This window comes from [Pseudopropionibacterium] massiliense, assembly GCF_900607225.1.
Classification (GTDB): domain Bacteria; phylum Actinomycetota; class Actinomycetes; order Propionibacteriales; family Propionibacteriaceae; genus Arachnia; species Arachnia massiliensis.
Map to the genome: position 1 here is coordinate 1923211 of NZ_LR027842.1, position 24718 is coordinate 1947928.

At 66.3% G+C, this 24718-nt stretch carries 22 protein-coding genes, 1 pseudogene and 1 riboswitch; of the genes and pseudogenes, 7 read left to right on the plus strand and 16 right to left on the minus strand.

Annotated elements, in window-relative coordinates:
* Positions 1-2: 2 nt before the first annotated feature.
* The 4 genes and pseudogenes from truB to E0E39_RS08565 form a co-directional block, all read right to left on the minus strand.
* Positions 3-866, minus strand: a complete 864-nt coding sequence (gene truB / locus E0E39_RS08550) for a tRNA pseudouridine(55) synthase TruB (protein WP_130874361.1) — start codon at positions 864-866, stop codon at positions 3-5.
* Entirely contained in the window at positions 863-1297 is a 435-nt protein-coding gene (rbfA, locus tag E0E39_RS08555) for a 30S ribosome-binding factor RbfA (protein WP_130874362.1), read from the minus strand. Before rbfA ends, truB begins: the two co-directional genes overlap by 4 nt.
* A 13-nt stretch (positions 1298-1310) precedes the next feature.
* Positions 1311-4132: pseudogene (infB, locus tag E0E39_RS08560) on the minus strand (translation initiation factor IF-2).
* Between the two features lie 197 nt (positions 4133-4329).
* Complete coding sequence (locus E0E39_RS08565) at positions 4330-4584, minus strand: YlxR family protein (protein WP_207302459.1); 255 nt, start codon at positions 4582-4584, stop codon at positions 4330-4332.
* A 122-nt stretch (positions 4585-4706) separates the two neighbouring features.
* Here E0E39_RS08565 and E0E39_RS08570 point away from each other — a divergent pair, with 122 nt between their 5' ends.
* Positions 4707-5342, plus strand: coding sequence for a hypothetical protein (locus tag E0E39_RS08570; RefSeq protein ID WP_130874363.1), 636 nt, complete (start codon positions 4707-4709; stop codon positions 5340-5342).
* 9 nt (positions 5343-5351) lie between these two features.
* Here E0E39_RS08570 and nusA read toward each other — a convergent pair whose 3' ends face one another.
* Together nusA and rimP are read right to left on the minus strand one after the other, a co-directional pair.
* On the minus strand, positions 5352-6329 hold the full coding sequence (gene nusA, locus E0E39_RS08575) for a transcription termination factor NusA (protein ID WP_130874364.1): 978 nt from the start codon (positions 6327-6329) through the stop codon (positions 5352-5354).
* A gap of 1 nt (position 6330) precedes the next feature.
* Positions 6331-6837: a ribosome maturation factor RimP gene (gene rimP, locus E0E39_RS08580; protein WP_130874365.1), complete on the minus strand. Its 507-nt coding sequence runs from the start codon at positions 6835-6837 to the stop codon at positions 6331-6333.
* Positions 6838-6909: 72 nt separating this feature from the next.
* Here rimP and E0E39_RS08585 point away from each other — a divergent pair, with 72 nt between their 5' ends.
* A complete protein-coding gene (locus E0E39_RS08585) occupies positions 6910-7806 on the plus strand; it encodes a hypothetical protein (protein ID WP_130874366.1) in 897 nt (298 codons plus the stop codon).
* An 11-nt stretch (positions 7807-7817) separates the two neighbouring features.
* Here E0E39_RS08585 and E0E39_RS08590 read toward each other — a convergent pair whose 3' ends face one another.
* The 3 genes from E0E39_RS08590 to ispG form a co-directional block, all read right to left on the minus strand.
* The gene (locus E0E39_RS08590) at positions 7818-9575 is read right to left on the minus strand and encodes a proline--tRNA ligase (protein WP_130874367.1); all 1758 of its coding nucleotides are present in this window, start codon (positions 9573-9575) and stop codon (positions 7818-7820) included.
* 90 nt (positions 9576-9665) lie between these two features.
* Positions 9666-10499: a GNAT family N-acetyltransferase gene (locus tag E0E39_RS08595; RefSeq protein WP_130874368.1), complete on the minus strand. Its 834-nt coding sequence runs from the start codon at positions 10497-10499 to the stop codon at positions 9666-9668.
* Position 10500: 1 nt separating this feature from the next.
* On the minus strand, positions 10501-11643 hold the full coding sequence (gene ispG / locus E0E39_RS08600; protein ID WP_130874369.1) for a flavodoxin-dependent (E)-4-hydroxy-3-methylbut-2-enyl-diphosphate synthase: 1143 nt from the start codon (positions 11641-11643) through the stop codon (positions 10501-10503).
* A 44-nt stretch (positions 11644-11687) separates the two neighbouring features.
* On the opposite strand from ispG, the gene E0E39_RS08605 reads away from it, so the two are divergent.
* The gene (locus E0E39_RS08605; RefSeq protein WP_130874370.1) at positions 11688-12416 is read left to right on the plus strand and encodes a cobalt-precorrin-6A reductase; all 729 of its coding nucleotides are present in this window, start codon (positions 11688-11690) and stop codon (positions 12414-12416) included.
* Here E0E39_RS08605 and E0E39_RS08610 read toward each other — a convergent pair.
* Both E0E39_RS08610 and E0E39_RS08615 read right to left on the minus strand, forming a co-directional pair.
* Positions 12400-12936: an RloB family protein gene (locus E0E39_RS08610; RefSeq protein WP_165444703.1), complete on the minus strand. Its 537-nt coding sequence runs from the start codon at positions 12934-12936 to the stop codon at positions 12400-12402. The two genes, E0E39_RS08605 and E0E39_RS08610, sit on opposite strands and share 17 nt — an antisense overlap.
* A 47-nt stretch (positions 12937-12983) precedes the next feature.
* The gene (locus E0E39_RS08615; RefSeq protein WP_130874372.1) at positions 12984-14342 is read right to left on the minus strand and encodes an AAA family ATPase; all 1359 of its coding nucleotides are present in this window, start codon (positions 14340-14342) and stop codon (positions 12984-12986) included.
* A gap of 352 nt (positions 14343-14694) precedes the next feature.
* On the opposite strand from E0E39_RS08615, the gene E0E39_RS08620 reads away from it, so the two are divergent.
* Positions 14695-15216: an EXLDI protein gene (locus tag E0E39_RS08620; RefSeq protein ID WP_130874373.1), complete on the plus strand. Its 522-nt coding sequence runs from the start codon at positions 14695-14697 to the stop codon at positions 15214-15216.
* A 37-nt stretch (positions 15217-15253) separates the two neighbouring features.
* Here the strand turns inward: E0E39_RS08620 and cobA are convergent, their stop codons facing one another.
* The 4 genes from cobA to E0E39_RS08640 are packed head-to-tail and all read right to left on the minus strand — an operon-like array spanning position 15254 to position 21028.
* Positions 15254-15979, minus strand: coding sequence for a uroporphyrinogen-III C-methyltransferase (gene cobA, locus E0E39_RS08625; RefSeq protein WP_130874374.1), 726 nt, complete (start codon positions 15977-15979; stop codon positions 15254-15256).
* Positions 15976-18384 (minus strand): bifunctional hydrogenobyrinic acid a,c-diamide synthase/histidinol phosphate aminotransferase CobBC, encoded by a 2409-nt coding sequence (gene cobBC / locus E0E39_RS08630; protein ID WP_130874375.1) that lies wholly within the window; start codon positions 18382-18384, stop codon positions 15976-15978. The genes cobA and cobBC overlap by 4 nt, the downstream gene beginning before the upstream one ends.
* Positions 18381-18992, minus strand: a complete 612-nt coding sequence (gene cobO, locus E0E39_RS08635) for a cob(I)yrinic acid a,c-diamide adenosyltransferase (RefSeq protein ID WP_130874376.1) — start codon at positions 18990-18992, stop codon at positions 18381-18383. Before cobO ends, cobBC begins: the two co-directional genes overlap by 4 nt.
* A complete protein-coding gene (locus tag E0E39_RS08640) occupies positions 18992-21028 on the minus strand; it encodes a putative cobaltochelatase (protein ID WP_130874377.1) in 2037 nt (678 codons plus the stop codon). The genes cobO and E0E39_RS08640 overlap by 1 nt, the downstream gene beginning before the upstream one ends.
* Before the next feature lie 34 nt (positions 21029-21062).
* Positions 21063-21169: riboswitch (cobalamin riboswitch) on the minus strand.
* Between the two features lie 24 nt (positions 21170-21193).
* Between E0E39_RS08640 and cbiE the strand changes: the two genes are divergently transcribed.
* The 3 genes from cbiE to E0E39_RS08655 all read left to right on the plus strand — a co-directional run bounded on the left by cbiE (position 21194) and on the right by E0E39_RS08655 (position 23605).
* Positions 21194-22399, plus strand: coding sequence for a precorrin-6y C5,15-methyltransferase (decarboxylating) subunit CbiE (cbiE, locus tag E0E39_RS08645; RefSeq protein ID WP_130874378.1), 1206 nt, complete (start codon positions 21194-21196; stop codon positions 22397-22399).
* Positions 22396-23139 carry a precorrin-4 C(11)-methyltransferase gene (cobM, locus tag E0E39_RS08650; protein WP_130874379.1) on the plus strand — a complete coding sequence of 248 codons (744 nt, stop codon included), beginning with the start codon at positions 22396-22398 and terminating at the stop codon, positions 23137-23139. The genes cbiE and cobM overlap by 4 nt, the downstream gene beginning before the upstream one ends.
* Before the next feature lie 64 nt (positions 23140-23203).
* Entirely contained in the window at positions 23204-23605 is a 402-nt protein-coding gene (locus tag E0E39_RS08655; RefSeq protein ID WP_130874380.1) for a TadE/TadG family type IV pilus assembly protein, read from the plus strand.
* 332 nt (positions 23606-23937) lie between these two features.
* On the opposite strand, the gene E0E39_RS08660 is transcribed toward E0E39_RS08655, so the two are convergent.
* Positions 23938-24612 (minus strand): hypothetical protein, encoded by a 675-nt coding sequence (locus tag E0E39_RS08660; protein ID WP_245988252.1) that lies wholly within the window; start codon positions 24610-24612, stop codon positions 23938-23940.
* Between the last annotated feature and the right edge of the window lie 106 nt (positions 24613-24718).

Genomic DNA, 24718 nt, shown 5'->3' on the forward strand with positions numbered 1-24718 from the left:
GTTCACACCAGCACGGCGACGGGCCGTGCTCCAGCACTGTCGGGACGGTAGAGGGCGAGCAACTCACCCGTCGGGGAAAGAATCCCTGTCACATCGGCAGGCACGGACATGTCCAGGCGGCGTCCGAAACCGACATCCGCGGCCACTCGGGGATCCACCGTGACGCAGACGAAGCTTCGTCTGGCCGCCTCCGCCATGGACATCATCTCGAGGGGATCCTCACCCAGCTCGACGGCCATGGACAGGTCGTAGTTGCCGATCCGCGTGCGCCGGAGGGCTGTGAGGTGACCGCCGACTTCGAGGGCTTTCCCCAGGTCGCGGGCGATGGCGCGCACGTAGGTTCCGGAGGAACACTCCACGTCGATGTCCACGTCGAGGACTCCCTCCCCCGGACGGGAGGCCAGCACGTCCAGGCGGGTCACCTCCACCTCACGCGCCTTCAGCTCCACCTCCACCCCGCGCCTCGCCAGGTCGTAGGCGCGTCTGCCGTTCACCTTGATCGCGGAGACCGCCGAGGGAACCTGGTGAATCCTGCCGCGCAGCGAGGCCAGCGCCGGTTCCAGGGCACCCGGAATGATTCCGGATGCGTCCGCCACCGCGGTGACCTCACCGTCGGCGTCATCGGTGGTGGATCCCTGACCGAGACGAACGGTCGCCAGGTAGCGCTTGTCGTGCAGGGCGAGGTACCCCAGCAACCGGGTGGCCCGGTTCACACCGAGGATCAACACCCCGGTTGCCATGGGGTCGAGGGTCCCGGCGTGCCCGATTTTCCGGGTACCGAGCAACCGGCGGAGGCGCCCCACCACCTGGTGGGAGGTCGCCCCCGCCGGTTTGTCGACCACGACGACACCGGATTCGGCGCTCACTCGTCCTCGTCGTTCGTGCGCGATTTCCTGTAGGGATCGGCGTCCCCCGCGAAGGACTTCCCCACCGCCTCGGCTGCGGCCTCGGCGTCCCGGGCCTGCGCCTTGGCGAGCAGGTCCTCGATGCTGCGGGCCGCCTCCGGGGTGGCGTCCAGCACGAAGGCAAGCGTGGGGGTGTGCCGCAGCTGGAGTTGCGAACCCACCGCCGTGCGAAGCATGCCCGTGGCCGACGCCAGGGCCGCTGCCGTCCCGGCCCTGGCCGATTCGTCACCCATGACCGTGTAGAACACGGTGGCCTCCCGGTTGTCGCCGGTGAGCCGCACGTCCGTGACGGTGACGAATCCCAGTCTGGGGTCCTTGACCCGTCTTTCCAGAGTGGAGGCGAGAATCACCTTGATCTGGTCCGCCAGCTTGGCGTTCCTGGGGTTTGGCATCTGTCAGCTCCTGTCAGGACCGCTCGCGCTCGACCATCTCGAAGGTTTCGATGACGTCGCCGATGCGGATGTCGTTGTAGTTGCTCAGCGTCATGCCGCACTCGAAGCCCTCACGCACCTCGGTGACGTCATCCTTCTCGCGCCGCAGCGATGCGATGGAGGTTTCCGCCACCACCACGCCGTCGCGCAGCAGCCGGGCCTGCTGGTTCCGTTTGATGGAACCGTCGGTGATCATGCAGCCCGCGATGTTGCCGAACTTGGAGGAACGGAAGATCTCGCGGATCTCGGCCTGACCACGGACCTCCTCGGCGAAGATCGGTTTGAGCATGCCCTTGAGTGCGGATTCGATCTCGTCGATGGCGGAGTAGATGACCGAGTGGTAACGGATGTCCACGTTCTCGCGGTCGGCGAGCTGGGCGGCATGGGCCGTGGCGCGGACGTTGAAGCCGATGATGACGGCCTTCGACGCAGCTGCCAGTGACACGTTGGTCTCGGTGATGGCGCCGACCCCGCGGTCGATGACACGCAGGCTGACCTCTTCGCCGACGTCGATCTGCGAGAGTGCGTCCTCCAAGGCCTCGACGGAGCCTGCCCCGTCGCCCTTGAGGATGAGCAGCAGTTCCTGGGTCTCGCCCTTCTGCAGCTCGTCGAACAGCTGATCGAGGGTCTTGCGGCGGCTGGTCTTCGCCTGCTGCGCGGCACGCATGCGCGCCTCACGCTTGTCGGCGATCTGCCGGGCCATCCGGTCATCCTCGACGACCAAGAAGTTGTCCCCGGCCCCGGGCACCGAGGTCAACCCCAGCACCTGCACGGGCATCGACGGCAGCGCCTCGGTGACGTTGCCGCCCTGGTCGTCGATGAGGGCACGCACGCGGCCGTGTGCCGAACCGGCGACGATGGAATCCCCGATCCGGAGCGTTCCACGATGCACTAGCACGGTTGCGACCGGACCACGCCCCTTATCGAGGTGCGCCTCGATGGCCACACCCTGAGCGGGCATGTCCGGGTTGGCGCGCAGGTCGAGCGCCGCGTCGGCGGTCAGGATGATGGCCTCGAGGAGGTTGTCCAGGCCTTGATGGGTGACGGCGGAGACGTCGACGAACTGCGTCTCGCCGCCGTATTCCTCGGGCACCAGCCCGAACTCGGAGAGCTGACCCCGGACCCTGACCGGGTCGGCGGCGGGCTTGTCGATCTTGTTGACCGCAACCACGATGGGGACATCGGCCGCCTTGGCGTGGTTGAGGGCCTCGATGGTCTGCGGCATCACACCGTCATCGGCCGCGATGACGAGCACCGCGATGTCGGTGGACTTGGCTCCTCGGGCACGCATGGCGGTGAAGGCCTCGTGGCCGGGGGTGTCGATGAAAGTGATGGCGCGCTCCTCGCCGTCGACCTCGGTCTCGACCTGATAGGCGCCGATGGCCTGCGTGATGCCGCCGGCCTCCCCCGCCACCACGTTGGTGTGGCGCAGAGCGTCGAGAAGCTTCGTCTTGCCGTGATCGACGTGGCCCATGACGGTGACGACCGGCGGACGGGCCCTGAGGTCCTCCTCGCCGCCGATGTTCTCCCCGAACTCCAGGTCGAAGGACTCGAGCAGTTCACGGTCCTCGTCCTCGGGTGAGACCACCTCGATGTTGTAGTCCAGTTCGGCGCCAAGCACCTCGAGGGTGTCGTCGGCAACCGACTGGGTGGCGGTGACCATCTCCCCCAGGTGGAACAGCACCTGAACCAGTGCAGCGGGTTCGACACCGATCTTCTCGGCGAGATCCGTCAGGGAGGCACCACGACGCAGCCGCACGGTCTGCCCGTCACCCTTTCGGAGCCGCACGCCACCGATGGTGGGCGCCTCCATCTGGTCGAATTCCTGCCTGCGCTGCTTCTTGGACTTGCGCCCACGCCTACCGCCTGCACCGCCACGACCGAAGGCACCCTGGGTGCCACCGCCGCGACCGCGACCGCCGCCACGACCCGGGCCACCCGCGGGACCACCCATCGGTGGCCCGCCGAACGCACCGCCGCCGGGACGTCCCTGGGCACCGGGACGACCACGCCCTGAGCCGCCGGAGCGACCCGAACCGCGAACGGCTGCCTGACCGAGGGTGGAGTTCTGCGTCTTCGGCATCATCGCGGGATTGGGGCGGGGCAGGCCCCCGGTGCCGCCGGGACGCGGCATCCGCTGTTCACCGCCCTGCCGGCTTCCCGGGTCACGTCGTTGCGTCCCGGAACGTCCGACACCCATTCCCTGGGAAACCGCGAATGGGTTGTTGCCGGGACGCGGAGCGCCGGAACGACGCACATTTGATCCCGGGGTGGTTGCGGAACCACCCGGCAGAACGGGCGGGCGCTGGGACGGGGTGGGCCGTCGGCCTTGGGCCGGGCTTGTTCCTCCGGGGCGTGAACCGCTCCGGGCGCGGGCTCCGCCAGGACGGGCCGGCAGTTTAGGGGCAGCCGCCCGGGCGAGACGCTCGGGCTTGGGACCCGGGCGGGCGGGATGGTTTGGGGCGGGCACGGACTCTGCGGACTGGCCGGAGCAGCCGGGGTTGGCGCTCCAGGAGTTGCCACCGGTTTCGACGGAGCCGGCTCCGATGGGGCTTTGCTCTTGCCGCCCGTGGGACGCGGCACAGGTTTCGCGGGGGAAGGTTTGGGGGCTGCCGGTTTGGCGGCAGTGGTTTCGGCTTTCGGTGCGTATGCCTCACGCACCCTGCGCACCACCGGTGCTTCCAAGGTCGATGAGGCGCTGGAAACGTACTCGCCCATTTCCGTGAGCTTCTTCAAGAGCTCCTTGCTTGTGATCCCGATCTCTTTTGCGATCTCGTGGACGCGGGGCTTGGCCACTACTCTCCTTCGTATAGGGCCATGAACGCACGCGCACGCCAGTGGCCCACTAGCTGGTTTGCTGGGTCATCTCATGTACTCATCGAGTGGTCATGAGCGTTAACTCACTTTCTGAGGGGACGCGACCGGAGGTCGCGCGTCAGGAACAGCCTCGTGGATGCACGAAGGCCACCGAGGATGTTACCGCGACCGCTGCATCAGATGCCAACTGGCGGGTTCTGCGACAACCGGCTGCGCAGAGATCCTGTCAGCCGCGCACCGGCCCCGAACACGCGCCGCAGGGCCTGACGTTTCTCCGCAGCCCGGAGACACCCCACATGCAGGTAGGCGCCACGCCCGGGAAGGCGAGGACGAGTCGCGTCCACGATCTCGTCACCGATGCGCACCAGACGCACCATGCGGGACTGGAGATCACGGTTTCGACAGCCGATGCAGGTACGTTCCGGTTCCACATCCCAAGCCTGTCACACCATCTCCTACGGTACCCGCAGGTTCGCCACAGCCTCCCGACAGTCGGCCGCCCAAACCTTGTCAGGTGTGGCCGGAGGAGCCGGCCCGGAAAGGGAAACCAACGATGAAGAAGCTTGTCATCGGGGGCGCCGCCGTCCTCGCGACCGCAGGAATCGGCCTGGGTCTGACGCAGCTGGCCAACGCGGACTCGAACTCTTCGAACCCGACCGAGAGCTCGAGTGTCTCCGTGGCGACGGGACAGGCAACCGCCCAGCAGGGCGGCCCCGCGGATGGACAGCGCGGCGGTCCGGGCGGTGGCCCGTTGGGGCTGCGGGGCGTCGAAACCGCGGCCTTGGCCCAGAAACTCGGCGTCGAGGAGTCCACGTTGAACGATGCGCTCCAGGGCATCCACCAGTCCCGCGGCCCCGGAAGTGCGCCCGACCAGGGCGGACCCTCCGGCAACGGCTCCGGGCAGGCAACCGAGGAAGGCCAGGGCCAACCCCCGGCCGCTCCCGCCGGCGAACCGGAATCGGGCGACAGGGACGCGGAGATCGCGAAGGCCCTGGCCCAGGCGTTGGGAATCGACGAGTCGACGGTGACCACCGCCATTCAGGAGGTCAGGACCGAGGCGAACAAGAAGGTCCTCGACCAGGCCGTCTCCGATGGGAAGATCACCCAGGAGGAGGCCGATGCGATCACGAAGGCCGCTGCCTCCGGAATCGTCGAGGTCCGCGGCACGGGTGGCGACGGACCACGGTGATCCAGACGGTCAGGAATCGGCGGACTCGACATCGGGCTGGATGTCGATGCGCCAACCCGTGAGTCGCGCGGCCAGCCGCGCATTCTGTCCTTCGCGCCCGATTGCCAGCGAGAGCTGGTAATCGGGCACGACGGCACGGCAGGCGTGGGCGGCTTCGTTGGTTACCGTGACCGACAGCACCTTGGCCGGCGACAGCGCCGCTGCCACGAAATGCCGAGGATCCTCCGACCAGTCGACGATGTCGATCTTCTCGTCGTTGAGTTCGTTCGTGACGGCCCTGACCCGCTGTCCCATGGGACCTATGCAGGCCCCCTTGGCAGAGACATCCGGATTCTTGCTCGCCACCGCGATCTTTGATCGGTGCCCGGCCTCGCGCGCCACTTCCTTGATCTCCACCACGCCCTGGGCGATCTCCGGCACCTCCAGGGCGAAGAGCTTGCGCACCAGGTTCGGATGCGTACGCGACACGACCACCTGCGGGCCCCGCAGCTCGCGCCTGACGGAGACCACGTAGACCTTGATGCGTTTGCCGTGCGCATACTCCTCCCCCGGCACCTGCTCCGCCTGGGGCATGATGGCTTCGAGCGAACCGAGATCGACCCGAACGGTGCGGGAGTCACGATCGGCCTGGATGACACCGGTCAGGATGTCTCCCTCCGCCCCGGAGAAATGGCCGTATTTCTGGTCATCCTCCGCCTCCCGAATTCGCTGGAAGATCACCTGACGGGCCGTCGAGGCAGCCACTCGCCCGAAATCAGCAGGAGTGTCGTCGTAGAAGCCGATGACGTTGTCGTCGTCGTCGAACTCAGGTGCCAGGACCGCTACCCGCCCCGTCTTGCGGTCTATCTCGACCTTTACCCCGCGAAGAGGGTTGTCGGTCTTCTGATAAGCATTCAGCAATGCATCCTCAAGGGTTTTGATGAGGTAGTCCATCGAAATTTCCTTGTCGCGCTCGATGGTGCGCAGAGCTGCCAGATCGATGTCCATGTCAGGCCTCCTCCTCGTTCTCGGCCTCCTCGCCCGGCAGGGCGAATTCCTTCGGGGGGTTGAGTTCCACCTGCACCTGCGCCTTGCGCACCTGCGCGAACGACACCTCACGTTCTGCGCCGTCGACGTCCAGTTCCACCCCGGTGTCGGTCACGCGCAGGACACGTCCGGTGCACTCCCCCTCCTCCAGGCTCAGGCGGACGAGTCGGCCACGGTTGCGGCGATAGTGCTTGGCCTCGGTCAGAGGTTTTCCCACACCTCGACTGGTGACTTCCAAGGTGTAGGGCGCGTTGCCCACGACGTCCGAGGCGTCAAGAACCGCCGATATCCGTGCCGACGCGGTGGAGATGTCATCCAGCAGCGGGCCACGCCCGTGCGGTCCATCGCCATCAACAGTGATGCGCAGCAGGCGTCGCTTTCCGATTGGGATCACTTCGAGGCTGTCCAACTCCAGCCCGGTTTCTGCCAGGATGGGCTCGACGAGCACCGCGAGCTGTTGTTCTTGCATGAAGGCTCCGATTCGGTTGTGAGCTCGGTTGTGGAAGCAATCCTACGTGGCGCGGAGGCTAGAATTCGGGCCATGTCGCTGACCCGCCGTCATCTGTTTGCAGGACTGGGCGCTCTGACACTCACTGCCTGCGCTCCCGGGCCGGTGGTGGATGAGCTTCCCGTCCCCCCTCCCAAACCCACCCAGGACCCGGGCGTGTCGACGCTCTCCTCGGCCGTGACGAAGCTTTCCGGAGTGCTCTCGGAGCAGCCCGATCCGTGGCGCACCGCCGCCCTGGCACAGACCTCCGCCTGGCAGGCACGCCTGCTGGCCGCAGATCCCCTCATCGGTGGTGAACCCGTTTTCCCGGAGACCTCCGCCTCCCCCTCCGCCCCGCAGAACAGTGATCCGGCTGCTGCTTCAACGGATGCCACGCAGCTGGTGCTGGATGCTGCCACGAAAGCACTCGAGGAGGCACCCAACCAGCCGATGAGGTTGTTCCACGTGTCGATTCTCCTGGCCACGACAGGCCTGAGGAATCCTGCCTCGGTTCCCGACGAGACCGTGAGCGAGCCATATCGATACGCGGAGACCACGGACAAGGCAGCGCTCGGCGCTGCGCTCACCCATGTGTGGGCGCTGCTGCAGGCACTCGAAAAGGGCTTGGGAATCACGACTCCCAAAGACCCCCTGCACGCGACACTGCAAGGGCGACACACCGAACTGAAAAGGCTCCGCGATCGGTTGATCTCCGCGCTGGGCAGTGACCGGCCCCGTCAGGACGGCCACTACGACCTACCTGCCATCACCGATGTCGCTTCCTTCCAGACCACTGAGCTGGAGCTGGAGTCGAAACTGCTGAACGGCCTCGCCGGCGTGGTGGCCGCGGCCGGTGAAAAGGACTGGCTGGGCGAGGCCCTGGCCCAGGTTCCCCGCCTCCAGGCGCTGGGCGGGCGGCTTCCGGCCTGGCCGGGCTGGGTGAACTCCTGAGCCGGGCGCGTTCAGTCTCCGGTGAGCTCCCGGACCGCAGCGACGGCGTCGGCCACCAGCACCTCGCGTTTCTCCCCGGTGCGGCGGTTGCGGATCTCGACCAGACCATTGGCCAGGCCACGCCCGATCACGACGGCGACGGGCATTCCGAGCAGTTCCGCATCGGTGAACTTCACGCCCGGGCTGGCCTTGCGGTCATCGTAGAGGACGTCGAATCCGAGCCCTGAGAGCTTCTCCGCCAGATCATCGGCGGCCTGGAACATGTCCTGTCCCTTGCCGGTGACCATCACCTGTACCTGGTAGGGGGCCAGCTCAGCCGGCCACGCGAGACCCTTGTCATCGCAGGTGGCCTCCGCGACGGCGGCGACCAGGCGGGAAACCCCTATTCCGTAGGATCCCATGGTCACGGTGACGAGTTTGCCGTTCCGGTCGAGGACCTTCAGGCCGAGCGCCTCGGCGTACTTGCGACCGAGCTGGAAGATGTGACCCACCTCCATGCCCCGCTCCAGGCTGAGGGGACCGGAACCGTCGGGTGCGGGATCTCCCTCGCGCACCTCGGCCACGTCGATGAAACCGTCGGGGGTGAAGTCGCGGCCGGCGACCAGGTGCACGACGTGACGGTCCTGCTGATCGGCACCCGTCACCCACTCGGTGCCGATGCTCACCCGTGGATCGACGAGGTACCTCACCCTGGATGGTGATTTCTCCCCCAGCGCACCGGGACCGATGTAGCCCTTCACCAGCGACGGATGGGCCGCGAAATCGGACTCCTCGAACGGGGTGGCCTCTGCGGGGGCCAACGCTGCGGCGAGACGCCTGACATCGACCTCGCGGTCACCCGGCAATCCAATCACCAACGGCTGGGTCCTCCCGTCGGGCCCGGTGACCTTGAGCACCACGTTCTTCAGGGTGTCGGCGGCGTTCCATTCCCGGTCGCTGCGAGGATGGTTCGCGTTGAGCACCTCCACCAGGGATGCGATGGTCGGGGTTCCGGGGGTGTCGACGACGACGGCCTCGGGAACGTCGTCGAAGGCGACGGCAGGCCGCGGGGAAAACGTCACGGCCTCCACGTTCGCGGCGTAGCCTCCAGGGGAACGCACGAAGCTGTCCTCCCCGGCAGGCAGCACGGCCTGGAACTCCTCGGATGCGGAACCGCCCATGGCCCCGGACGTGGCCCTCACGATCACGTACTCCAGGCCGAGACGGTCGAAGATGCGGATGTAGGCCTCACGGCAGGCCTGATAGCTGGCCTCGAGCCCCGCGTCGTCGACGTCGAAGGAGTAGGCGTCCTTCATGACGAACTCGCGTCCCCGGAGGAGCCCTGCGCGGGGGCGGGCCTCGTCGCGGTATTTCGTCTGGATCTGGTAGAGCATCAGGGGCAGGTCCTTGTAGGAGCTGTACAGATCGCCCACCAGAAGGGTGAACATCTCCTCGTGGGTGGGGCCGAGCAGCATGTCGTTGCCCCGGCGGTCCTGCAGCCGGAAAAGATTCTCCCCGTATTCGGTCCAACGGTTGGTTGCCTCGTAGGGATCCCTGGGCAGCAGCGCGGGAAACCTGACCTCCTGGGCCCCGGCGGCCTCCATCTCCTCCCTCACGATGGCCTCGACCTTCTGCATCACCTTCAGGCCGAGCGGCAACCACGAGTACACCCCTGGCGCAACGCGACGGATGTAGCCCGCCCGGACCAGCCACCTGTGACTGGCGGCCTCGGCATCCGCCGGGTCTTCGCGCAGGGTCCGAACGAACAACTGGCTGAGACGCGTGATCACGAGGGTTCCTTCCTGTCCGGGACGGGAGAACTCTACCGCCCGGTTGCTCCCGGTCCGGTCATGAGCCGGAACATCCGCCGGGCCGATTCGTCAGTAATGAACCGTCGACAACGACCCGACCTCCTGGAAACCCAGTCTCTCGTAGAGCCGGACGGCGGGGGTGTTGAAATCGTTCACGTAGAGGCTGATGACCGGATGGTGTTCCTGGGCCTGGGTCAGCATTCCGGCCAGCAGCGCCGCCGAGTGCCCTCTGCCTCGCAGCGATGGCTCCAGCCACACCCCCTGGAGCTGCGCGTGGTCCCCTACCCTGGGACCCAGATCAGCCTTGAATATCACCCGATCGTTCTCCACCACACCCCAGGCGTCCCTCGATCTGAGACGGTCCTTCACGTGGGCGTCGTATCCAGGTCCGTGTTTGTAGGGGGAGGCCCCTATCTCGTCGGTGTACATCGCGACGGAGGCCGCCAGGTAGGAGTCGAAGTCCCGGGTGGTCAGTTGCCGTACGCGCGGGTCGGGAACCACCAGCGGCGGACCCGTGAGCGCCATGAGGGGCTGGCGCTGCCTCACGTTCACCACGTTCATCCAGTCACCACGGAATCGAGTGGTCAACCCCAGGTACAGGCCGAGCGCCATCATGCTGGGACCGAGGATGGATGCGCAGTGGCGCCTTTCCCCGACCGCGCTGACGAAGGCGGGAATCGCCTCCGGGTCGATGCCTGCGGGAAACAGCGTGCCGCCGTCCATGCAGACCGCGGTCAGCTGGCCGTCCCGTTCGAAACCGTGGAAGAACCCGAGCACGCGTTCGTCGACGCCGTACTGATGCAGCTTGTGCGTCAGGAAGAGGTTCTCGACGGGGCGCTGCAGAAGAAACTCCTGAATGGCCCACAGATCCTGTGGGCCAAGGGTTCGCAGCCTCGTCGCCATGTCAGGAAACCGACACCCGGGGCTCGCCCACCTCGCTCATCTCGGCCGCCATCCGGTGGGCCTCGGCGAGGAGGGTTTCCACGATCTGATCCTCAGGGACGGTCTTGATGACCTCACCACGCACGAAGATCTTGCCCTTCCCGTTGCCGGAGGCCACCCCCAGATCGGCCTCGCGGGCTTCCCCGGGACCGTTCACCACGCATCCCATGACTGCAACTCGCAGTGGGGCCGTCATACCCTCCAGGCCCTTGGTCACCTCTTCCGCGAGGGTGTACACGTCCACCTGGGCGCGTCCGCATGACGGGCAGGAGACGATGTCCAGTTTCCGGGGCCGCAGGTTGAGGGCCTCCAGGATCTTCGTGCCGACCTTGACCTCCTCGGCGGGCGGAGCGGACAAGGAGACCCGGATGGTGTCGCCGATGCCCTCACTGAGCAGCGCCCCGAAGGCCACCGATGACTTGATGGTGCCCTGGAAGGCCGGGCCCGCCTCCGTCACTCCGAGGTGCAGCGGGTACTCGCACGCCTCCGCGAGCAGTTCGTAGGCGCGAACCATGACGACGGGGTCGTGGTGTTTCACGGAGATCTTGAAGTCGTGGAAACCCACCTGCTCGAACAATGAGGCCTCCCACATCGCCGACTCGACGAGCGCCTCCGGGGTGGGCGACCCGTACTTGGCCAGTAACCGCTTGTCCAGGGATCCGGCATTGACGCCGATGCGCAGCGACACCCCCGATTCGGTGGCGGCCCTGGCGATCTCCGCGACCTTGTCGTCGAACTGTTTGATGTTGCCGGGGTTGACACGCACCGCTGCGCAGCCCGCGTCGATGGCCGCGAAAACATATCGGGGCTGGAAGTGGATGTCGGCGATCACGGGGATCTGCGACTTCATGGCGATGATCGGGAGCGCCTCCGCGTCGTCGGCGCTGGGAACCGCGACCCTGACGATGTCGCAGCCGGCGGCGGTGAGCTCGGCGATCTGTTGCAGCGTGCCGTTGATGTCGGTGGTCTTGGTGTTGGTCATCGACTGAACGGAAATCGGCGCGTCGCCTCCCACGTGGATTGACCCGACCTTGATCTTGCGGGATTTCCTACGGGGCGCGAGCACCTTCGGAGGTGCTGCGGGCATGCCAAGGCTCACAGTCATGGGGCCAGATTACTAATGCCCGGACAATGGAGTTGAATGTCCACGTGAAGACCCTCATCCTTGGCGGCACCCGAGAGGGCCGCGAACTAGCCGAACTCCTCGTGGCGGACGGTCACGAGGTCACAACCTCCTTGGCCGGACGGGTTCACAGACCGGCCCACATAGCGGGTGAGGTGCGGATCGGCGGTTTCGGCGGAGCTGACGGACTGGCCGATTGGCTGGCGATCAATGGGATCGGCCGGGTGGTCGATGCCACTCACCCCTTCGCCGAGCAGATCAGCTCCAACGCGGTCGTGGCCTGCCGGAGGACCGGCACGCCGTTGCTGCGGATCGCCAGACCCAGCTGGGTCTCGCATCCGTTGGCCGGCACCTGGACCTGGGTGGATTCCCACGACGAGGCAGCCGCGGAGGCCGCCGGATACGGGAAGGTGCTGTTGACGGTCGGCAGGCAGTCGCTGGACCACTACCGGAAACTGCCGGATGTGGTGGCACGCATGGTGGAGCTTCCGGAAAAGCCACTTCCCGATTCGTGGCAACCGCTGCTGGAACGCGGCCCGTTCACCGTCGACTCCGAGAAGCGGCTGCTGCACGAACTGGGAGCCGACGTGCTGGTCACGAAGGACTCGGGCGGTTCCCTGACCGAGGCGAAGTTGACCGCCGCCGGTGACCTGGGGGTGCGGGTGATCGTGGTGCGCCGCGCCCCGGATCCGAAGGACGTGCCGCAGGTGGTCACGCCGCAGGAAGCCCTCGCATGGATCAACGGGGCTTCGTGATCCCGGTTCGCATGAGGTCGATCAGCACGGGCATGGCGGACGACGGGTTGGGCCCCACCCTTCCGGCGGCCAGACAGGGGTCCGCCCTGCGCGCCCTTTCTGCTGCCTGCAGGTGATTGTGGATCGGGAAACGCGGATGGAGATGCTTGCCGGACATGATGCCCTCTTTCCCCACGCGCCTATCCAGCTCCCTGGTTCCTTCAACAGATGTCAGGTCGGTCACGTGCCATACCAGCCAGACCTCAAATTTGAGATTGCTGACAAGAACCTTGATGCCGTCTTGCGACGCTTCTCTGAGACATTCATCGATGTCGGTGTGCTGGTCCACGTCGAGCAGCAGACAGCACCAGTCAAATGGTTCTGAGTTTCGCTTTGCCTGTTTCATCTCCTTGCGTGCACGACTGAGAACCCGCATGGGGGACTGCCCGACCCCAACCGTCTTCACGCTGACCTGCCCGCCACCAAGGTGCCGTTTGAGCATATCGACATACTGGGGTTCCGTACAGGTCCCCTCGGTCACCACCAGTCCTCGCTTACGCAGTGCCCGCTTGGGACGCCGAGCAGCCATCAGCCCGCGTCCTGAACCGCGGATGGTTCCCCATCAAGGTCGAGCACCCGTCCCAAGAAACTGGGTGCCAGCGAGGGAACCCCGCCATAGCGGCCACTCAAGTAGCGCTTCGCCACATTGGCTCCCTTGTGACGGGGGAAATCAGCAAGTGAGTACAGCTCGCTGGCCCCGTCGTTCCCCTTCTCCGTCAGCCAGATCTGCTCCGGCTCCAACTTCACGCTGCTCTGCGGGGATATCAGATAGGAGTCGTGCGTGGTACAGATCAGCTGGGACCCAAGAGGGTTCTTCTGTTCATCCGCGAAGAACCCGATCAACATCTCCACCAGATGGGGATGAAGACTTGAATCGATTTCATCGACAACCAACACGCCCCCTTGCTGAAGGGTCACCACCGCTGGGATCACCAGCGCGAGCCAGGCCACGGTTCCTGCGCTCTCGCGCTCGAGGGACAACTTTCCCGGCCTCGACCTGGTCCCCTGATGCTCGAACCAGAGATTTCTCACCACATCGTCCAGGAAACCGAGAAGCTTTTCTTCCCCTTCGCCCCTGCCGGGACCACCGACATCAAACAATTTCTTCTGCGCCAAGTTCAAGTGCCGCTGGACCTCCAGCAGTTCGGGAGGAAGCACTTCCTCGTCAGGACCGGCATCGACAATACCTATATCCGCCATCTGCAAGAGAGAAACAACATATTCCCTGGAAGATTCTCCGGCACCCTCAGGGCTCAACAGTATTTCTGCCAAATTCTTGGCAGTGCTGCGTCTATGGTCTTCACCAAGCGGCAGCACCATGACGCCTCCCAGAAGCCCACCGGCAATCTTTTCCAGACCTCCCCGCCCCAGTTGCAAAGCCCTACTGAGTACAAGCTCACGCTTGGCGACCGGCCCAATCGGTCCAAGATCCGGGTGCAATTTCACCATTCCAGTAGAGTCTCGCAGCAACAGACGCCTGCGACGAGCACCGGGGAGATCAAACAACGACTCACCCACCACTCCTTCGTCGTCAATCTCGAAGCGATACTGGTGGCGCACCCCGTCGAGCACGAAATCAAAAGCGAATTCGCTGCTGGCTGACATGCTGGAATCATCCAGTGCAAAGGCGTCCCTCGGCATCTTTTTTTGACTCAGCCACCCCGAAGCCGACGCCATTATGGCGGACCTCGCGTACCACAGGGCATCGACGATCGCCGACTTGCCAGATGCATTCGCTCCCAGGATCGCCGCCACCGGGTAGGTCTGGTCCTGCCAGGTTCCCCCCCCTCTGGGACGAAGGGTGCGGAAGGATGGCCTGGTGAGGTCCAGGACGGTTTCGTCGCGCAGGCTGCGATGGTTCCGTGCAGAGAAACTGAGTAGCAGCATGACGGCATCCTACGCCGGAACCAGCTGTCGAGCGTAAAAATTACGCAGAACGCTCCTTTCAAGGCTATTCGCAGTTGACCGCGGCGCCTTGGCTGGCCAAGTGGCGTTGCCACGCCCGGTGGGTACCACGTAGCAGGATACGGGTTGGGCAGTGCTGGTTGTTGCGGTATCGCACCCGGCACCAAAGAACGTTCCACAGATGGCGCCCCCGCGGGAAGCCCTCACATGGGTCAATGAAGCACCCGCATGACAAGCCCCGGGGAGGGCGCGGGGCATGCGCTGAGAGAACACGCCGGGACGAGCTTCAACACCCGGCTCGCCCTCACCAACCAATATGCGCATACTTATATCCATGCCCAGCAAGAACATGTACGTCGCTGAGTCCGACCTGCCCATGTTCGAGCGGGCATCTCACCTGGCCGATGGAATGTCGGCCGCCGTCGCCGCGGGTTTAAGGCTGTACCTGGCGCAGCATGAGAAGAACCGGGAAGGAGCGGGCTTGGAAACCATTGAACTCAAGGTGGACGATGGCGGCGTTGTGAGGACGAAGCGCTTCTCCGGTCGGCTCCTGCTCCGCCGGAAGCAGGACGAGGGACTGCGTACACGCACCTTCAGCGTTTATGTCACGGCTCGTGGGCAGTATGCCGTGCACACACGCGACGAGCCGGACTGGTCCAGGATGTCCACCGAGGACGACGACTCCCCTGTGTGGGGGAACCAGGAAGCCTGGGAAGGCGAGTGGTGGAACACGAAACACCGTGAGTTGCACGTTTTCCCAGACATCACCAGAATGCGCGGCGAGATGCCTGACTACCTGATCGACGAGATCGAGCGAGCGGAATCCCAACCCATGGTCGAGGAACTGGACATCTGAACGGATGTGCCTGCCAAGGGCCGTCTCCGCTTGTTCCTCAGGCCCCGAGACCTGCGACCTCCCCGATGATCGTGACGGCCGGGGGACGCACTCCCTCCGCTTCTGCGACCTCCGCGATCTCGCTGACGGTGGAGCGCACCAGCCGCATCCTGGGCAGGCCCGCGTTCTCCACCACGGCTGCCGGGGTCCGCGGATCCAGCCCGGCAGCGACCAGACGTTCGGTGATCCGGGGCAGGTAGAGCACGCCCATCATGATAACGAGGGTCAGGCCGGAGCCCGCCAGGTGGTCCCAGTCGATGTCGCCGCGCTCGTCACCCGGGGGAACGTGCCCGCTGACCACGGTGTAGCCCTGGGTGACGCCGCGATGGGTTATCGGGATGCCCGCCAGCCCACCCCCTGCGATGGATGAGGAGATGCCGGGCACGTAGCTGACGGGCACGCCTGCGGCGGCACAGGCCAGCCACTCCTCGTAGCCGCGTCCGAAGATGAACGGATCGCCGCCCTTGAAGCGCACCACGACCCGGCCTGCCAGGGCCTGCTCGACGAGGATCTCGTTGATTCTTTCCTGCGGGGTGAACTCGCCGCGAGGGGTCTTCCCGACCGGAATGATCTCGGCGGTTTCCCGGGCCTCGGTCAGGAGGGCCTCCGGCACCAGCCGGTCGGTGACGATCACATCGGCGTCGCGCAGGGCCTTCAACCCGGCAACCGTGATCAGGTCCGGATCGCCCGGACCGGCACCAACGAGAACGACACGACCGTTCATTCCATCTCCTTGCCCAGCGCGTCTATCAAACGGGCCCGCAGCCCGGGTCCAGGAACGCGCACCCTGAACCATTCGGAATCCAGCCCGGGGAAGGTATCACCTCGACGCACCCCGAGCCCACACGCCCTCAATTTCTCACGCAACCCGACCGGTCCCCGAACCAACAGGAACGGAGCCCCGGACTCGACGACGTGCAGCCCCAGGCAACGCAGATCCGCGGTCAGGGCATCGCGGTTGCCCCGGAGTTCTTCCTGCCAGCGCTCTGTCTCGGTGCGCGCCCTGTCGGAGCAGACCGCCCGGATGGCCGCCAGGGCGGGGGTTGACACCGCCCAGGGTGTCTGGATCCGCCGGAGGGCCGCGATCAGGGTGGGATCGCCGAGGACGTAGCCGACCCGCACCCCCGCCAACCCCCATGTCTTTGTGAGCGAACGCAGCACGAGCACCCCGGTGAGGTCACCGCCGAGCAGCGACTCCGTCTCCCCCCGCACCGCGTCCATGAACGCCTCGTCGACCACCACCACCCGGCCCGGCCTGATCAGTCGCCTGATCTGATCGGCGGGGTGCAGCACCCCGGTCGGATTGGTCGGATTCCCGACGAACACCAGATCGGCCGCCTCCGGGACCCGCGCCACTTCCAACCGGAACCCGTCCTCCGGCCAGAGCAGCACCCGCTGCGGCACCACCCCCGCGGCTCGAAGCGCGGCCTCGGGTTCGGTGAACTGCGGATGGATCACCGCGGGATGCCGGTACCGCAATCCGCGGGCGACGAGGGTGAACGCCTCCGCCACCCCGGCAACGGGCAGCACGCAATCCGGTCCGGTCTTGTGCCAGGCGGCGAGCACCTCGATGGTCTCCCCCGCCCTCGGATAGGGGGCCAGCTCCACGGCCCCGAGCTCCGCCAGCAGCCACTGCGGAGGGGACGTCAAACGGACGTTCACGGCCAGGTCCTCAATGCCATCCGCGAGTTCCGCATCGCCGTGGTGGTCCAGGTCGAAGTCCCCCGGGGAAGCCACACTGCGCGACACGATTCCCGCGCCTGCGGCGGGGTCCGGCCGGTGGCCGTGAACCGCCTCGGCGAACCTCTGGGCCAGCTGGGGATGCCCGGCCCAGTGAACGTGAAGATAGGAGGCGTGCACGTTACCCCGGGCCCATCCGTCGGTCCTGGGACCGTCGGGGGTCTCCCATTCCCAGCCGGGTTCGCTGCCGGGTGGGAACTGGGTCGTGGTGCGGTGGAACTCGTGCCCGGTGATCTCCTCCCCGGCCCGCGCGTAGAAACCGTCCCGGGTCGTCGTGGCTCTCCGGTATCCGAGGGTCAGCCGCGGGCCCATGGCCGCCACCCCGGGAATCGCCCCGACCATGCCGGTGGCGTCGACGCTGTCGGACAGGTACAGCATCCCGGCGCACTCCGCCACCACCGGCCCCCCGGAGGCCACGAAGTCCGCGATCTCCCGCCGCAGATCGGCCCGTGAGGCCAGGGCCGCCGCGTGAACCTCGGGAAACCCTCCCCCAAGATAAATACCCGAAACGTTCTCCGGCAGCCGGTCGTCGGCGGCGGGGTCGAAGACCTGCACCCGGCAGCCCGCGGCCTCGAGCAGCTCCACGGTCTCCGGGTAGCGGAACGTGAAGGCCCTGCCGCCCGCGACCGCCACCACGGGCCGACGTCCGCCCGGGGGTGTGACCTCAGCGGCCGGGTTCCACGCGGTGACGTCCAGTTCCGGGGCGGACCGCGCCGCCGCGATCAAGGCGTCCAGGTCGATGTGCGCGCTGACCTGGGAGGCCAGCCGCTCCATGGTCGCGTTCGCATCGGCCCGCTCCTCCACGGGAACCAGACCGAGGTGCCGCGAGGGCGCTTCGATGGCGGCGTCGCGGGGCAACACCCCGAGGATCGGCAGCCCCATCCCCTCGAGGGCGGACAGTACCTCGTCGCGATGCTTCGGCGAAGCAACTTTGTTGATGATCACCCCGGCGAAGTTCAGGGCGGGATCGTAGTGGGTCAGACCGAGCGCAACCGCGGCGACGGAACGCGATGCGTGGGAGGCATCCAGGCACAGCACGATCGGGGCATCGACGAGAGCGGCGACGTGCGCCGTCGATCCGAACCCATGGGTACCGAGCTGTCCGTCGAACAGGCCCATCACGCCCTCGATCACGGAGATCTCGGCGCCTCGGGCGCCGTGGGCCAGCAGAGGCGCCACCCGCTGCTCCCCCACCAGGAATGGATCCAGATTGCGCCCCACCCGCCCCGAGGCAAGTGCGTGATAACCCGGGTCGATGAAATCGGGACCCACCTTGAAACCCTGCACGGCCATCCCACGAGCGGCCAGCGCGGCGATGATCCCGGTCGTGATGGTGGTCTTGCCCTGCCCCGACGCGGCCGCGGCCACGACGAAACGGGGAAGGCTCACCACTCGATGCCCTTCTGACCCTTCTGACCCTCGTCGAAGGGATGCTTGATCTTGGTCATGTTCGTGACCAGATTCGCAAGCTCCAGCACTGGGCCGGGACAGCGACGCCCGGTGATGACGACGTGCTGGAACCCGGGCCGGTTCGTCAGGGTCGCCACCACGTCATCGACATCGATCCAGCCCCATTCCAGCGGATAGGTGAACTCGTCGAGGACGTAGAGCCCGTGGGTCTGCTCTGCCAGACGGCGTTTCACCTCTCCCCAACCGTCACGGGCGGCCCGGGCGGGGTCGTCCTCGGAGGCCTTCCTTGTCCAGGACCATCCGGATCCCATTTTGTGCCACTCGACGGGACCGCCCTGACCGGTTTCCTCGTGCAGCTTTCCCAAGGCCTCGAGAGCGGTCTGCTCACCGATCCGCCACTTCGCCGACTTCACGAACTGGAAGACCCCGATGCTCCATCCCTGGTTCCAGCCGCGCAGCGCCAGGCCGAAGGCCGCCGTGGATTTTCCCTTCCCCTCGCCCTGGTTGACGATCACCATGGGCCGGTTCCGCCGTTGCTTGGTGGTCAATCCGTCGTCGGGCACGGTCTCCGGGGTTCCCTGGGCCATCAGGCCACCTCCTTGGCTTGCAGGCTGCCGCGCACCACATCGGTGATGGCGGCGGGATCGAGTTCGGCCATGGGAACCAGCTCGGCGCCGAGACGAACCGCCAGGTCCCGGGCCAGACCGAGGCGCATCGGCCCGGTCTCACAGTCGATGACCACACAGTCGAAACCGCGCATGGCCAGTGCATCCGCCGCCGCCTTCGAGCGGGCCAGGGCCCCCTTGCCTGCGGTGGCGCGGCCGTCACTGAGCAGCACGAGAATCGGGCGCCGGGTCGGATCCTTGACGGCCTCGGTGGCAAGCACCTGGGCCGCGCACTCGATGCCCTCCGCAAGCGGGGTCCGCCCCCCGTGGGGAAGCTCGTCGAGACGCACGGCGGCTGCCTCGATGGAGCCGGTCGGCGGCAGCACCAACTCGGCGGAATCGCCGCGGAAGGTGACCATCCCCACCTTGTCGCGACGCTGGTAGGCGTCCAGCAGCAGCGACAGCACCGCTGTCTTGACCGTCTCCATCCGGCGCCTGGCCCCCATCGACCCGGATGCGTCCACGACGAACAGAACCAGGTTCGACTCACGACCCTCACGGCGTGCGCGGCGCACGTCGTCGCCGGCGATCCGCAGTCGTTGGCCTGGTTCGTGGCCGCGTTCTGCCTGCCGGGGAGCTGCGGCCTTGATCGTCGCGGGGACGTGCCAGGCACCGGTCCGGGCCCTCGGATCGACCCCGACCATCCGGCCGTGACTGGTCAGGGCACGACTGCGACGTCCCGGCGATCCCTCACCCAGTCCCTTGGCCCGCAACACCCGGGGCCTGTACGGTTCGCCCGCGAGGCTCAGGCCGACGGGTGCCTGGCCCTGTTCGGGGGGTGGCGGGGATGTCTGCTCCCGGTCCTTCAGATCCTTCGGATCGGACTGCTCAGGAATTGGTTCCTGTTGCGAGGGCGGAGGCCCGGGCGTGTCCTCGGAGGCAGCATCATCCGGATCCGTGGTTTCGTCCTCGGTTCCCCGGTCGGGTTCAGGCGCCGGATCAGGGTCCGGTTCCGGTTCGTCGTCGCCGAGGAGCTGATCGAGAAGTTCCTCGTCCAGACCGGGCGCGTCGAACGGTTTGCGGCGGCGGCGGTGTGGCAGCGCGAGCAGGGCGGCGACGCGAATGTCGGCCCGGGTGACTCGGGAACGTCCTTCCCAGGCGGCATTGGCGCGGGCGGCGCGGGCCGTGACGATGTCTGCCCGCATGCCGTCGACATCGAAGCCCGCGCACACCTCCGCGATCTTTCGCAGCATCGAGTCCGGCAACGCCACGTCCTCAACCGTCCGCTGAGCCGCTGCTATCCGGGTGGCCAGTTCGGTCTGCTCGGCCTCGTGCCGTGCACGGAACCCGACGGGGTCGGAGTCGAAGGCCATGCGGCGTCGCACGATTTCCACGCGTACGTCCGGGTCACGAGGGGCGGTGACCTCGACGGTCAGTCCGAAACGGTCTAGGAGCTGCGGACGCAGCTCCCCTTCCTCCGGGTTCATGGTGCCGACCAGCATCAGGCGGGCAGCGTGTGCGACCGACACCCCGTCGCGTTCCACCGTGCTGCGTCCCATGGCCGCGGCGTCGAGGAGAAGGTCCACCAGGTGATCGTGAAGCAGGTTGACCTCGTCGACGTAGAGAATTCCCCGGTGCGCTGCGGCCAGCAGCCCCGGTTCGAAGGTGGTCTGTCCCTTGCCGAGAGCCGCCTGCAGGTCCAGTGATCCCGTGACACGGTCCTCGGAGGCACCCACCGGTAGTTCGACCAGCGGAACCTGCGCCTGGTGGTGTTCCGGGGCCGAGTGGGGACCGTCAAGACAATCGGGATCCGGCCGGGCCGGGTCGCAGCGGAAACGACATCCGTCGACAACCTCTTGGCGGGGCAGCACCTCGGTGAGGGCCCGGACCATGGTGGACTTCGCCGTGCCCTTCTCGCCTCGCACGAGGACGCCACCGATCTCCGGGGAGATGCTGGCCAGGATCAGGGCACGCGCCATGTCCTCGGCCCCGAGGACCGCGGTGAATGGGAACTTCATGTGATTCGGGTATGCCTTCCTGTGGGTCCGCGCCCACGTCGCAGTTGGCTGGGTCGATGGCCTGGCTCACCCTAGGGGTACACAGTGGCGGGACCGCTGCGGATTCGCACCGCATTCCGCACCCAGCTGCTTCATTGTTCCACAATCCGGATAAGCTCTCTCACCGTGATCGATGTCGTTGGCGTACCGGCGTCCGGGCTCGAGGAACTTCCGGCGAAACTGCGGGAGTTGGTGGCCTCGGCGCCGGTCGTGGTGGGTGGCGCCAGGCACCTGGGGATGCTTCCCGACTCCTCGCGCGGTGTGCCGTGGCCCACGCCGCTGCGCGCCGGATTGGCGCGGTTGTTCGAGGAACTGGGCGACGATGTGGTGGTGCTCGCCTCCGGTGACCCGTTGTTGTCGGGAGTGGCCACCACTCTCATGGAGGTGTTGGGTGCGGAACGCGTCCGGGTGCATCCTGCGTTGTCATCGGAAACGCTCGCGCGTTCTCGGATGCTGTGGCCCGCCGAGACAACCGACTGGGTTTCGTTGGTAGGACGTGATCCTCGGCGCGTGCTGGCGCTGGCCGCTCCCGGTGAGCGGGTCATAGCCCTGTCCGCGGATCAGACCACCCCGGGTGAGCTGGCCCGGATCCTGATGACGGCGGGGTGGGGCACCTCGGCCATGACGGTGCTCGGCAATCTCGGCACATCACGGGAGACCCGGCAGGATTTCACGGCAGAAACCCTCGCTGCGCACCGGGAGGAACTGCCGCGCCTGAACGTGGTGGCAATTGAGTTCAGCACCGGCGCGCATCCCGTGGTCGCCGGGCCGTTGCTGCCTGACGACGCCTTCACCCATGACGGACAGTTGACGAAGCAACCGATGCGGCTGCTCGCGTTGGCGGCACTGGTGCCGGCGCGCGGACAGGTGCTGTGGGACGTCGGAACGGGGTCGGGAAGCATGGGCATCTCCTGGTGCCGCAGTGCTCCCGGCACCCGTACCGTCGCTTTTGAGAAACGCGGAGATCGCGCTGCCCGGGCCCGCGGCAATGCGGCTCGTCTGGGGGTGGCCGACCGTTTCGAGGTGCGGGTGGGGGACGCCTTGGCCCTGATGTCCGATCCATCACTACCCACCCCGGACGCCATTTTCTTCGGCGGGGGAGCCAACGCGGACACCTGCGAGGTCGCGCTGTCCGCGCTTCCCACCGGAGGGCGGCTGGTGATCCACTCCGTCACCCTGGAGACCGATGCCCTGCTCACTGGTTTGCAGGCCCGGGTCGGAGGCGAGTTGACGAAGATCTCGTTGGAGACCGCGAAGCCTCTCGGCTCGTTCCGCGGCTGGCAGCCAGCACGAGCAATCACCTGCTACTCGTTGATCAAGGAGACCTCATGACCGTTCATTTCATCGGCGCCGGGCCGGGTGCCGCCGATCTGTTGACCCTGCGTGGCGCCGAGTTGCTGCGCACGTCCCCGGTCTGCCTGTACGCGGGCACCTACATCGAGCAGGTGTTGGCCCACTGCCCCGAGGACGGGGAACGAATCGACACCCAACACCTGAACCTGGATGCCATCACCGAGCATCTGGTCCGGGCTCACCGTGAGGGAAAGGACGTCGCCAGGCTGTGTTCCGGGGACCCGTCGATCTATTCGGCCATCGCTGAGCAGACCCGCCGTCTCGACGAAGCTGGTGTGCCGTGGGACGTCACGCCCGGGGTCCCCGCCTATGCGGCGGCTGCTTCGTTGATCGGCAAAGAACTGACGGTCCCGGAGGTGGCGCAGACGGTGATCCTGACACGCGCCCAGAAGGATTCGACGGCGATGCCGGAGACCGAGGGCCTGGACTATCTGGCGGCCTCGAGGGCGACCCTGGCGATTCATCTGGCGATCCGTCACACTGCCCGTTTGCAGGAGCAGCTGCTTCCCCACTACGGCAGCGACTGCCCGGTCGTGATCGTCGGCAACGCCACCCAACCGGATCAACAGCTCATCCGCACCACCGTCGCGGGCATGCATGACGCCGCGGTCGCATCGGGGCTGCGCCAAGCAGCGATCATTCTTGTCGGTGAGGCCCTGCGGGCCGAGGATTTCGTGGACTCTCACCTCTACAGCTCCCGTTGCGCCCCGAGGGGCTGAAACGACTCCTCCGCAATTCCTCCCAGCACGAACACCTAGGACGTACAGAGCCTAGGATCGTGTCATGAGGAGCGTTCGGGGCCGCGGCGAGCGTGGCGCCATCACGGTGTGGACAGCGGTCGTGCTGATCGCTTTCGTCCTGATCGTCGGAATCGGAGTGGACTTCGCCGGCCACACCAGAGCCACACAGGAAGCCCGCAGCATCGCCGCAGAAGCAGCCCGCGCGGGAAACCAACGCCTGAAACTGGTCGGCGGGCGCCTGAAACCCGAACCCGATGTCGCGAAACAAGCGGCCGAGAACTATGTGGCGGCGTCCCGATTCCACGGCACGGCCCGGGTGATCGGCGACACCATCGTCGAGGTGGAGGTGACGGGGGAATACACCTGCACCTTCCTGAACATTGTGGGCATCACCACTCTTCCGGTCAGGGCGAAAGGAACATCCGAGCTGCATCACTCCTCCTAGAAATCCTAAAAAAGGGGGACGCCGTCACCCCCATCCTCTTCACGCGACCAGCCCACCGGTCTCCACGAACCACACTGTTCCCCCGAAGATCCCGCACGTGAAGCTCCGCCACGACAACCGCCCCGAGACACACCAAAGCTTGTTCACGACCGCCTTCAGCCTCATCCTGGCCAAAAGTTTCGCCGGTTGCTGCAGCCCACGTGAACAAGCCTCGGCACTTTCGTCATTCTCATCAAACCCGCAGCTTTCCCGCAGACCCTTCGCCACAGCGATCCTGACCACCGCCATGCCTGAGTCCTCCGAACGCCCCACAGGATCGACACAAGAAGCTCTCAGCAGCCGTGTTTGTTGTGGTTGGTGGGGCAGGGAGCCTCCACGCTGGGGGTACCGGTGGGGTTTGATGGCGGTGGCCCCAGGGTAGGGATGCCGTGTCTGTCGTTGGGAATGTTGACCGCGGACAGCTCGACCACGCGGGTGTGGACCTGGGATGTGAGGTCCATCTCGATGGTTCCCTGCTGCCCCAACCCGTTCCACACAATCACCCAGTGCGCGGTCGCGGTGATGGTGAAGTCACCACGCTGGCGGTAGACATAGCCGCAGGTGGGAGATTTCTCGTCCCGGGTTTTGTGTTCGGGATGTTCGGTGCCCTTGCCGCACTTCTTGGTGTCGCCGTTGCCCATCTCCCACGTGACCTGCGTGACCGCCGCGGTGGCGGTGATCGCATACCCCGACTCGGTCACTGTTCTGGTAACCGGCCCCCACGTGTTGGGGGTGGGGTTCCTGATCCACATCCAGTTGTTCCAACCGACGTAGTTGTATCCGTCGGGCAGTTCTTCGAGGGAGTGAGGCCACACCCCGATCTCCGGAGCACGAAGATCCATCCGCTCCACCGCAACCCTCGCCAACACCACAGGAGCAGGCGCACCCCCACGCCCGGTGGCCTCCTCGGTAGGAGTAGGCAGACCGGGAAGATAGCTGGCGCAGGTTCCGTCCGTGGCATAGAGCATGCACCGGTCCGGGGGCTTTTGTTGTTCCGGAGGCAGACAGGGTATCCCCACACACTCAGGAAGAGCATCCTCCCCACCCACCCCCGTGGGACGGGCACCAGGAACC

Bases quoted from the DNA above. Each gene is read 5' to 3' on its own strand.
- ispG (WP_130874369.1), bottom strand. From the start codon at position 11,643: ATGACTGTGAGCCTTGGCATGCCCGCAGCACCTCCGAAGGTGCTCGCG.
- E0E39_RS08570 (WP_130874363.1), top strand. From the start codon at position 4,707: ATGAAGAAGCTTGTCATCGGGGGCGCCGCCGTCCTCGCGACCGCAGGA.
- rimP (WP_130874365.1), bottom strand. From the start codon at position 6,837: ATGCAAGAACAACAGCTCGCGGTGCTCGTCGAGCCCATCCTGGCAGAA.
- cobA (WP_130874374.1), bottom strand. From the start codon at position 15,979: ATGAACGGTCGTGTCGTTCTCGTTGGTGCCGGTCCGGGCGATCCGGAC.
- E0E39_RS08615 (WP_130874372.1), bottom strand. From the start codon at position 14,342: ATGCTGCTACTCAGTTTCTCTGCACGGAACCATCGCAGCCTGCGCGAC.
- E0E39_RS08640 (WP_130874377.1), bottom strand. From the start codon at position 21,028: ATGAAGTTCCCATTCACCGCGGTCCTCGGGGCCGAGGACATGGCGCGT.
- E0E39_RS08595 (WP_130874368.1), bottom strand. From the start codon at position 10,499: ATGGCGACGAGGCTGCGAACCCTTGGCCCACAGGATCTGTGGGCCATT.
- E0E39_RS08660 (WP_245988252.1), bottom strand. From the start codon at position 24,612: ATGCTCTATGCCACGGACGGAACCTGCGCCAGCTATCTTCCCGGTCTG.
- cobM (WP_130874379.1), top strand. From the start codon at position 22,396: ATGACCGTTCATTTCATCGGCGCCGGGCCGGGTGCCGCCGATCTGTTG.
- nusA (WP_130874364.1), bottom strand. From the start codon at position 6,329: ATGGACATCGATCTGGCAGCTCTGCGCACCATCGAGCGCGACAAGGAA.
- cobO (WP_130874376.1), bottom strand. From the start codon at position 18,992: ATGGCCCAGGGAACCCCGGAGACCGTGCCCGACGACGGATTGACCACC.
- E0E39_RS08655 (WP_130874380.1), top strand. From the start codon at position 23,204: ATGAGGAGCGTTCGGGGCCGCGGCGAGCGTGGCGCCATCACGGTGTGG.
- E0E39_RS08620 (WP_130874373.1), top strand. From the start codon at position 14,695: ATGCCCAGCAAGAACATGTACGTCGCTGAGTCCGACCTGCCCATGTTC.
- rbfA (WP_130874362.1), bottom strand. From the start codon at position 1,297: ATGCCAAACCCCAGGAACGCCAAGCTGGCGGACCAGATCAAGGTGATT.
- E0E39_RS08585 (WP_130874366.1), top strand. From the start codon at position 6,910: ATGTCGCTGACCCGCCGTCATCTGTTTGCAGGACTGGGCGCTCTGACA.